The sequence below is a fragment of the Okeania sp. SIO2F4 genome (assembly GCF_010672385.1).
Lineage (GTDB): Bacteria > Cyanobacteriota > Cyanobacteriia > Cyanobacteriales > Microcoleaceae > Trichodesmium.
In genome coordinates, this window is the sequence record NZ_JAAHGT010001220.1 from 1 (window position 1) to 2,280 (window position 2,280).

A 2,280-nucleotide genomic window follows, 5' to 3' on the forward strand; every position below is an offset into this window, starting at 1 on the left:
TCGTCTGAGAAACCGGATTAAACTTAGTAAACTCATACCCTTCAAACAAAGCATCAAAAACAGGTTTAGTAATTAAATGTTGAGACAAAATTTCAATCGCTTCACCCTCAGTTACATTAGGATTAATATTTTGATGTAACCCTGCTAAAAAATCATCAAAAACCTGTTTTATAGATAAATTTTCATTCGCCCCTACCAATAAACCTTTAATTCTAGAAATATGATTTTCAGCAATTTTCGCCACATCTTTTGCCCAATCTTCCCAATAAGGACGATTACCACATTTAACAACAATCTTCGCATAAATAGCATCTCGCCATTCTTCCACAGGAAAATTTAAGTTTAACTCCAATTGTTTATAGGAACTATCTACATTTGTACCCGCAAAATTATCTTTTCCCTTACCGAAATAATTAATAATTAAACAATTAAATAATTAAATAATTCGCGCCTTGAAGCCTCCCCTTGGATAGGGGAAAAAATAAATCTTTTCCTTTTAGCCAATCCTCTCTCTTTTAGGGAGAGGTAATTATCCATTATCCATTATCCATTATCCATTAATGAACACCAACTCCCACAATACTAACTTGTTCAGGACGGCGTTTATTCAAATCTATTTTATTAACAGTATCATTAAACCGATCGTCATGTGCCCGTAATGCCTGTAAAAGTTACCAAATTACCTTATATTTTTCATTATCCTTTAAAGCCACATCAGGAGAAATATCTGCCGGAATACCCACAGGTAAAATAATATAACCATACTTTTTCCCCTCAGCTTTCCGCATCACTCTCCCCAGAGACTGAATCACATCCACCACAGAGTTTCGAGGAGTAAGAAAAATAACCGCATCCAACGCCGGAACATCCACCCCTTCCGATAAACACCGCGCATTAGACAAAATGCGACAGATATTTTCTTGAGTATTAGTGTCAGCTTTTAACCATTCTAATTTGTCATTTCTTTCCAAAGAATTTTGTGTACTATCAACATGAGTTAATTCACATTGTAAAAATTCCTCATCATCAGGATTTAACTGTTGATATTGCTGAATAAGATCGGTGAATAATTTGACAATTTTTTGGGAATCTTTAATACTCCGGGAAAAAGCAACCGCCCGCTTCATCGGATAATTATCTTCTATTTCCTCCCCAGTCGCATCCTTAAGTAAACGTTTTGATAAACCATTCCAACAACCAACAATTTTTACAGCATCATCCAAATTTAACTCATTATTAGCATCAGCTAACTGTTGTTGAAAAGTAGCACTAACAAATTTTTCATCAACTGCCAAAACCATCACCTTATAATCAGTTAATAAACCCGTACTAACAGCTTCACCAAAACCCAAACGATGAAATTATTGACCGTAAATATCCAAATCATCCATCGAACATAAAAAAGCATCATTTTCCCTCGCTTGAACTTTAGTATCATCACTATAAAGTTTCGGAGTTGCTGTCATATAAAGCCGTTTTTTAACCTTAATAAAATCTTGATTATGAACCTTCACAAAATAAGATTCATCCGTTCCCGCAATAGTTACCCCTGTAGTTCTATGTGCCTCATCACAGATAATTAAATCCAATTCTGGTAATACCAAATTGAAATGAAGCTGCATAGAATAATATTTCAAGCATAATTGACCGCAGGTAAGTGTAGATAGATATAGATCGATTTAATGAATTTCAAATTCTATGCAACCTCATATAAAACTGGTATAAACCAATTTTTTGAGCTTCAGATATTGCTTGAATAGATTGATAAGTAGAAAAAATAACAGTTAATAATCCCCCTAAATCCCCCTTTTTCATTAATGGATAATGGATAATTGATAATTACAAGAAGGTTAAAACCGAGAGGATTGAATATAAGGAATATTTTCTTTGTTTTCCACTATCCAAGGGGAGGCTTCAAGGCGCGAATTATTTAATTATTAATTATTAATTATTAATTTTTCGGTAAGGGGGACTTCAAATTTATCTCCCCTTTTCGAGGATACTTTTTCTTTTTCTTCTTTCCCTCTTTTCAAAGGCACTTTTTCTTTTTCTTCCTCCCTCCTTTCAAAGGGGGGTTGAGAGGAATTAAAAGCATGATAAGATTCAATAATATCTTGAGCATTAGTTGTAGGAGGAAAAGCTAAATCATTAACTGTAATATCCGTCATATCATCATTTTTAGATTTTCTCTTATTTTTCCCAACCTTAGTATCAGAACCAACTGCAATACTATGAAAATTAATCTCACTTTCTGCCGTCCATTCCCTTAAAGTTTGAGAA

4 protein-coding genes are annotated in these 2,280 nt (G+C 33.8%); all 4 read right to left on the minus strand.

Annotated elements, in window-relative coordinates; all coding sequences use genetic code 11:
• The coding region (locus tag F6K22_RS39050) for a hypothetical protein (protein ID WP_293110334.1) at window positions 1–352 on the minus strand (352 nt) is incomplete at its 3' end.
• A gap of 319 nt (window positions 353–671) precedes the next feature.
• Window positions 672–1,352: a helicase-related protein gene (locus F6K22_RS39055; RefSeq protein WP_293110336.1), complete on the minus strand. Its 681-nt coding sequence runs from the start codon at window positions 1,350–1,352 to the stop codon at window positions 672–674.
• 9 nt (window positions 1,353–1,361) lie between these two features.
• Entirely contained in the window at window positions 1,362–1,622 is a 261-nt protein-coding gene (locus tag F6K22_RS39060) for a DEAD/DEAH box helicase family protein (RefSeq protein WP_293110338.1), read from the minus strand.
• Window positions 1,623–1,937: 315 nt separating this feature from the next.
• Window positions 1,938–2,280: hypothetical protein (locus tag F6K22_RS39065; protein WP_293110340.1), on the minus strand; the 343-nt coding region annotated here is incomplete at its 5' end.

Bases quoted from the DNA above. Each gene is read 5' to 3' on its own strand.
- F6K22_RS39060 (WP_293110338.1), bottom strand. From the start codon at position 1,622: ATGCAGCTTCATTTCAATTTGGTATTACCAGAATTGGATTTAATTATC.